Source organism: Pseudoalteromonas sp. SR41-1, from assembly GCF_014164015.1.
GTDB lineage: Bacteria > Pseudomonadota > Gammaproteobacteria > Enterobacterales > Alteromonadaceae > Pseudoalteromonas > Pseudoalteromonas distincta.
Genome location: NZ_JACJEK010000022.1, coordinates 80,260 through 86,893, shown reverse-complemented (window position 1 = coordinate 86,893; position 6,634 = coordinate 80,260). Strand labels below are relative to the sequence as shown.

Below are 6,634 nucleotides of genomic sequence, written 5' to 3'. Positions count from 1 at the left end.
AAACGAAACAGCGCCGATGATAGTGTAGCATTTGCTATGTGAAAGTAGGACATTACCAGGCTTCAAATTGTAGAGAGCCCGACTAGAAATAGTCGGGCTTTTTTACGTCTGCAGAAAAGTAAAATGTGCGCAATTATCATCCACTCATAGCAACACCCATCTCGTAGGCCGGGCGAGCGTAGCGACTCCCGACGTTAAAATCACATCTAGAAGTGTGCAATTAATATTTATAAAAGTAGGATTGTTAATGAGTACAGAGATATTTAGTCGTTAATCATTACTTAAAATTTTATCTAGCTGTCCCGTTCTCATTTTTATATAGATACTTCTAATAAAGTACTTAAGAAAACTGTACTATTACAGGTGTTTTAAAATAACTATAACGAGAAACAAATGAAATTATTAACTGCAGCAACTTTATTACTTGCTTCATCGACAGCCTTTGCACGCCCTGCACCGTTAGTGTCTATTCCTACTCATGATGCCTTTTTTAATAGTATTGCAGCGCATTGTGGTAAAGCTTTTGAAGGTGAAGTAGCGGTAGATAACGCGAAAGGCCCAAGCTCATTTACAGATAAAAAACTGGTTATGCATGTACGTAAATGTAGTGAGACTGAGTTACAAGTACCGTTTCATGTAGGAGACGATGCATCACGTACGTGGATCATAACTAAAACGGGTAGCGGCTTGAGTTTAAAGCACGATCATCGTCATAGAGATGGAACAGACGACGCATCAACTATGTATGGTGGCCATACGCTTGATGCAGGGTTTGCGCAAATGCAGTCGTTTCCAGCAGACCAATACTCTAAAGAGTTATTTGTAAAACAAGGTCTTGCGCAGTCTGTAGGTAATACATGGCAAATGTATATTTACCCAGAAGTATTTACTTATCGATTAATTCGTCAAGGACGTGAGTTTAAGGTGGATTTTGATTTAACTAAACCGATTATTCCACCATCAGCACCTTGGGGTTATAAAGACTAAGGTTACTTACCTTTACTTGTATCTTCTTTAGTTTCGCATTGGAGTAAAACACTTAAATCTGGTTGGTAAGCGCGTGGTTTTGTTGGAAAGCGTTCGTACTCTTGCACGCCTTCAAGTACTTTCAACATAAAGGTATTGCCGCGGCATAGACGGTCAGCATGACGTAACAAAAATACACTTTGATTGGTAAAGTGTTTGTAATCGTCTGACTGGATTTCTATTTTATAGTTGTCTTCGCCAATTTGTGTTTGGTAGTAATGTACTTTGTTATCAAAGTCGTAGAGCTTCTCGGTTTCGGCTTTTTCAGCAAGTGCAGTATTTGCACTCGAAAGGGCCACCAGCGTAGCGCCTATAAATAAGCGTGGTGTGTTTATTCCTTTCATAAAATGTATCCTTTAATTTGCGAACTTTATACCCATTAATAAGAGTAATAAGGTCGATTTCTTTACGTATTAGTCTAACACCCAAAAAGGGAAAGTGTGATGTTCAAACAAATAAAACAACTTTTTGCTGTATTCGATGAACAGCAGCCAAGTATGCAAGAGCACGACTTAAAAACAGCGGTTGCTGCATTATTAATTGAAGTTATGCGCGCAGATACCAAGCTTGAACATGATGAACAACGAACCCTGACTGTAACCTTAAAAAAGTACTTTAATTTAACAGACACTGAGGTTAATGAGCTTACTAATAATGCGGCAAGTAGCTTAGATGATTCGATAGATTACTTTCAGTTTTCAAAACAGATTAATGAGCATTGTAGCGCGGAGCAGCGAATAGAAATAATAGAGTTATTATGGCGCTTAGCGTATGCCGATGGAGAAATAGATCCCCAAGAAGACTACGTTATACGTAAAGTAGCAGGGCTTTTATATGTAACGCATACCGACTTTATCGCCGCCAAAATAGCAGCGACAAAGTAATTAGTTATTTAGGCGTGCAAGTTATCTTAACTTACTTGCAACGCTTACTAACTGATGAGCGAGGGCTGATACTTTTTCAGCCGTTACAGGTTCATTTATTTGCCCATTCTCATTAAACAGTGTGTGCACAGCGGGTACTGCAAGTTGATCGGCAAGTACTAACGATCCAATGCCGCTTAATATATCACGCACATGATTTAAACCGCGTAAGCCGCCAAGCCCACCAGGCGATGCTGCAAACAAAGCAACCACTTTATTACGAAAAGCAGGAACAGCACCTTGCTCTGTACGCGATGCCCAATCAATCGCATTTTTTAGTGCTGCGGTAATAGAGCCGTTGTACTCTGGGCTTGCTAGTAAAATACCGTCGGCTGTACGTAGCTTATCTTTTAAAAGCTGTACATCGCTTGGTGTACCTTGCGCTTCAATATCTTCGTTAAATAGTGGGATGTTTAATTCGTTTAGTTTTATTACTTCTACTTCAGCACCTGTTTGTAGAGCAAAACGTGCTGCCTCATTAATAATTTTTTGGTTAAAGCTTTCTTGGCGAAGGCTTCCAGCTAGGGCGATAATTTTTGGTGCTGACATGGTAGTGGCCTTTTAATGTTTTAAGTTACATGACTAATGTAGCAAAATTTCACTTGTAGAAAACCCTAATAAACGCAACACTTGTGTGCGTATATGCACATAAGTAAAAGGTAGGCAGCATGGCGATAAAATTTGAAGATTGGCAAGACGTTAAAGTTGCGTTCGAAGTAGCACGGTTAGGCACGCTAACAGCAGCGGCCGAGGAGCTTAATGTGCACCACAGCACAGTGCTTAGGCGAATTAATAATCTTGAAAAAAACTTAAATGCACGGCTTTTTCATCGCCATGCTCGTGGCTACAAGGTTACTGAAATTGGCACCAAGTTATTTGCAACAGCACAAACAATCCATAGCTCCTTAGAGCAGTTACATAACGATATAGTAGCGGCCGATAGCACCCTTAGAGGTAGTTTGTTGCTAACGACGGTAAGTGGCTTCATGGATATACTTGGTGATGTATGTGAGCAATTTCAGGCGCTACATCCACAAGTGCAGCTTGAGGTTATTTTAGAACAAAAAAGGCTAAGGCTCGATCACGGACAAGCACATATTGCAGTGCGTGCAGGCCCAAGGCCTGATGAAGGCGATTATATTGCTCAGCATTTGGCGCAGCTTTCATCGGGTTTATACGCTAATAAACGTTACATTAATAAATACGGTATGCCTAAATTATTAAGTGATTTACAACAACATAACTTTGTATCGGGCGTGGCTGGTTTTAATGCCCGCGTGCCTTATTTTGCATGGGCTGATGAGCACATTCCTGCATCGCAAATAAAGCTGCGAGTATCTGAAACTGCAGAAGCGACTCGTGCAATCATTAAAGGGCTAGGCATTGGCGGATTACAACATGACGTAGCGGCGCAATATCCTGATTTAGTGCCTATATTACACAGTGAGTTAAGCTGGCCTACCGATGTATGGTTAGTCACGCATCACTTAGTGCATCGTACTGCTAAAGTACAAGCTTTTGCAGGGTTGTTAAAAACACACTTTAGTAAGTTAGCTGCTAATCAATAGTTTTAGCAGCGTTTTAGCTGTATTTTAAATGATTATAGTGTTTTTTTTACTTCTATCCCTAGGCGTCTAGCCAAGCGTACTAAGTTTGCTCTATCTAATTCAAGTACTCTTGCTGCTGCTGACCAGTTGTAGTTATGCTTCTTTAATTGCTCGGTAATTACGTTGTATTGCAACGATTCTACAGCTTGCTTTAAAGGTTGGTTGATTAAGGTGTTGGTTGTACTTTGGCTTGCTACTAGAGAGTTTTGCGGCGCACTCGGTGTTAAGTCACAGTGCTCGCTTGTAATGGTTATTATCGGATTTTGCCATTGGCTTTGTTTTTCTTTAAGGGCGCTGCGGCTAATGACGTGTTCAAGCTCGCGCACGTTACCTGGCCAGTTGTACTGATTAAGCAATACTTGCGCTTCAGGGCTTAGTTTTAATTGTTTTATCCCTAATTTACGTGCTGTTTGCTCGATAAAATAACCAGCTAAGAGTGTTATGTCGTGCTCGCGTTTACTAAGTGGTGGCACAGTAATAGGGTAGACACTGAGGCGATGGTATAAATCGGCTCTAAAGCGACCTTGAGCTACTTCTTCTTTTAAATTTCTGTTGGTTGCAGCAATGACGCGTACATCTACGTACTTTGGCGTGTCTTCTCCTACCGTTTGTATTTCGCCACTTTGTAGCACTCGTAATAGTTTACTTTGCATGGCAAGGGGTAGTTCGCCAATTTCATCTAAAAATAACGTGCCGCCATCAGCTAATTGAAATTTACCTTGGCGCGAATTTTGTGCGCCTGTAAAAGCCCCCTTCGCATGACCAAAAAATTCACTTTCAGCGAGGTTTTCGGGAAGCGATGCACAATTTAAGTGAATAAGCGGTTGATCTTTTCGAGCTGAATTTAAGTGAATGTTACGCGCAACAAGTTCTTTCCCTACCCCTGTTTCGCCTAATATAAGCACGCTAAAGTTAGATGCTGCAACGAGTTTAATTTCGTTTTTAAGTGTTTGCATTAGTGGACTTTGACCAATAATTTCACCGCCGTCACGTGTTAATGCTTCACGATTTAGTTCTTGTACTAATGCACTTGAGTGCTGTGCATGCTGTTTGTAATGGGCAAGTTCTAAGGCCGTTTTAAAGTGCGCGCTACACAGCGTTTGTAAGGTATTGAGTGTATCAGCGCTTATGCTGTTAAATGCATTGGCGTTAAGGCTATCAAACGTAAGTACGCCAAGTAGCGCGTTTTTATCATAAAGAGGTAAACCTAAACATGCATGTACCGGTATGTCGCCGGTTTTAGCTAATAGTAATCCGTCGTATGGATCGGGTAGTGGGCAGTCGTGCGCAAATTGAAGCGCGAGTGTGCTTTTGCAAATAGCTTCTAGGCGAGGGTGTTCTACTATTTTAAATCGTCTGCCTAAACTGTCGGGCATTAATCCTTTAATTGCCAGTGGTTTTAATTGTTCGCCCTGAAGCACTAATAACGCACTTGCATCACTAGGAATAACCCGCTCAACCGTTGCTAGTAATTGATCAAAGCTATGCTCGTGTAGTGTACTCTGAGCAAGCTCTAGAGCAACTTGTGTAAGGTTGAATTGCTGGTTCACGTCAAAATGACCTATTTGTGTTTTTATGAGTTAATTTATAGTAGGTCATAAAGACTCACACTGCAAAGTGATTTAATTTAACTTGTTGAATTTAATTAATTAAACTTGTTGGCACAGTATGTGTAATAGCTAAGTAACGTAGTTAGTTACAGAGATCGCCATGAACACACTAATGCTGAATAATTTAAATAATCAAACACAGTTTAGTTCACTGCATGAGGCACTAGCGTGCGCTGAATACTTTTTTGCTCAGTATGGTGTAGGGCAGGAAATAAAATAATGCGCCCTATAAACTTAACTGAGCCAATGCCAGCACGCGTTGCTATTCATCAAGTATCTCAATGGCCGTTATGGATGCTAGCTTTTAGGCCTTTCTTTTTAGGCGGTGGCTTATTGGCATTTTTGTCAGTGGGGTATTGGCAACTTATTTTAACAGGCCATGCAAGTTGGCACTTATCGATACCTGCGACATTATGGCACGCGCACGAAATGCTGTTTGGCTTTGCAGGAGTTGTAGCTGTTGGCTTTTTACTTACCGCAGCACAAACGTGGACAGGCGTGCCGAGCATAAGTGGCAAAGCCCTTATGTGGCTTACGTTTATATGGCTTGCAGCGCGCTTAGCATTTTTTGTAGTACTGCCAGATATTGCTCATTTTAATTTATATGCTGCACTTACATTACAAGTTATTTGGTGGCTAGGCGCCATAACCGCGTTGGCTAATATGTTATTAAAAGCCAATAGCAAAAGTAACTATCCGTTTTTAGCTATTTTAGCTGTGCTTTGTGGGCTCAATGTATTGTATTTAATACTTGTTTTACAACAAAACATGCAGCTTGCACTTGGTGTGGTTGATACCGCAGTGCTGGTTATTACTTTACTAGTTGGCATTGTTGCGGGCCGCGTTTTACCATTTTTTACCGCTAAAGGTCTGGGGTTAGCCGCACAAGTTCGCACTCCTAAAATAGATAAAGCTGTTATGTATTTATCTATTGTGGCTATCACTTTATTTTTCATCAACAAGTTGTTTTTGAACACGATTAATCCTGCGTTAGTTGTTGCAACTGTTGCTGCGCTTCACCTGCTTAGGGCTGGTTGTTGGTGGGATAGCAAGGTATTGAGAGTGCCGTTGTTATGGTCTTTACATTTTTCCTACTTAGCGTTAGGCGTAGGGTTAATGATGGTTGCATTTAGCTTTTATAGCAGTGCAATACAATTTAAAGATGCGCTGCACTTAATCACTATTGGCACAATAGGTATGATGATTTTAGCAATGATGACGCGTGTATCACATGGTCATACAGGGCGTACACTCGCTATTCCTCATTACATGGCTGTTGCTTTTGCGTTTTTGCTTGTGGCCGCTATTACTCGTTCATTACTCCCTTTTATTATTGGGCCTCACCTTGCTTGGCAAATAAGTGCTTTGCTGTGGTTAGTGGCTTTTTCATTATTTTTAATTCACTGCACACCTATATTAACGCGGCGTCGTGTTGATGGGCGTCGTGGTTAGTTCATCCATAGGAAAC

7 protein-coding genes are annotated in these 6,634 nt (G+C 41.0%); 4 read left to right on the top strand and 3 right to left on the bottom strand.

Annotated features, from left to right (window positions below; translation table 11 throughout):
• Window positions 1-393 precede the first annotated feature (393 nt).
• The gene (locus tag H5118_RS17565) at window positions 394-987 is read left to right on the top strand and encodes a hypothetical protein (protein WP_182695887.1); all 594 of its coding nucleotides are present in this window, start codon (window positions 394-396) and stop codon (window positions 985-987) included.
• A 2-nt stretch (window positions 988-989) separates the two neighbouring features.
• On the opposite strand, the gene H5118_RS17560 is transcribed toward H5118_RS17565, so the two are convergent.
• Window positions 990-1,370, bottom strand: coding sequence for a hypothetical protein (locus H5118_RS17560; RefSeq protein WP_039489163.1), 381 nt, complete (start codon window positions 1,368-1,370; stop codon window positions 990-992).
• 99 nt (window positions 1,371-1,469) lie between these two features.
• On the opposite strand from H5118_RS17560, the gene H5118_RS17555 reads away from it, so the two are divergent.
• The gene (locus tag H5118_RS17555; protein ID WP_154904115.1) at window positions 1,470-1,910 is read left to right on the top strand and encodes a TerB family tellurite resistance protein; all 441 of its coding nucleotides are present in this window, start codon (window positions 1,470-1,472) and stop codon (window positions 1,908-1,910) included.
• Window positions 1,911-1,931: 21 nt separating this feature from the next.
• Here H5118_RS17555 and H5118_RS17550 read toward each other — a convergent pair whose 3' ends face one another.
• On the bottom strand, window positions 1,932-2,498 hold the full coding sequence (locus H5118_RS17550; RefSeq protein WP_008138682.1) for an NADPH-dependent FMN reductase: 567 nt from the start codon (window positions 2,496-2,498) through the stop codon (window positions 1,932-1,934).
• A 119-nt stretch (window positions 2,499-2,617) separates the two neighbouring features.
• Here H5118_RS17550 and H5118_RS17545 point away from each other — a divergent pair, with 119 nt between their 5' ends.
• The gene (locus tag H5118_RS17545) at window positions 2,618-3,517 is read left to right on the top strand and encodes a LysR family transcriptional regulator (RefSeq protein WP_182749587.1); all 900 of its coding nucleotides are present in this window, start codon (window positions 2,618-2,620) and stop codon (window positions 3,515-3,517) included.
• A 32-nt stretch (window positions 3,518-3,549) separates the two neighbouring features.
• Here the strand turns inward: H5118_RS17545 and norR are convergent, their stop codons facing one another.
• A complete protein-coding gene (gene norR, locus H5118_RS17540; RefSeq protein ID WP_182749586.1) occupies window positions 3,550-5,106 on the bottom strand; it encodes a nitric oxide reductase transcriptional regulator NorR in 1,557 nt (518 codons plus the stop codon).
• A gap of 279 nt (window positions 5,107-5,385) precedes the next feature.
• Between norR and H5118_RS17535 the strand changes: the two genes are divergently transcribed.
• Entirely contained in the window at window positions 5,386-6,618 is a 1,233-nt protein-coding gene (locus H5118_RS17535; protein WP_182749585.1) for an NnrS family protein, read from the top strand.
• Window positions 6,619-6,634 lie beyond the last annotated feature (16 nt).

Coding starts and splice junctions, on each gene's coding strand:
- H5118_RS17565 (WP_182695887.1), top strand. CDS start 394: ATGAAATTATTAACTGCAGCAACTTTATTACTTGCTTCATCGACAGCC.
- H5118_RS17560 (WP_039489163.1), bottom strand. CDS start 1,370: ATGAAAGGAATAAACACACCACGCTTATTTATAGGCGCTACGCTGGTG.
- H5118_RS17555 (WP_154904115.1), top strand. CDS start 1,470: ATGTTCAAACAAATAAAACAACTTTTTGCTGTATTCGATGAACAGCAG.
- H5118_RS17550 (WP_008138682.1), bottom strand. CDS start 2,498: ATGTCAGCACCAAAAATTATCGCCCTAGCTGGAAGCCTTCGCCAAGAA.
- H5118_RS17545 (WP_182749587.1), top strand. CDS start 2,618: ATGGCGATAAAATTTGAAGATTGGCAAGACGTTAAAGTTGCGTTCGAA.
- H5118_RS17535 (WP_182749585.1), top strand. CDS start 5,386: ATGCGCCCTATAAACTTAACTGAGCCAATGCCAGCACGCGTTGCTATT.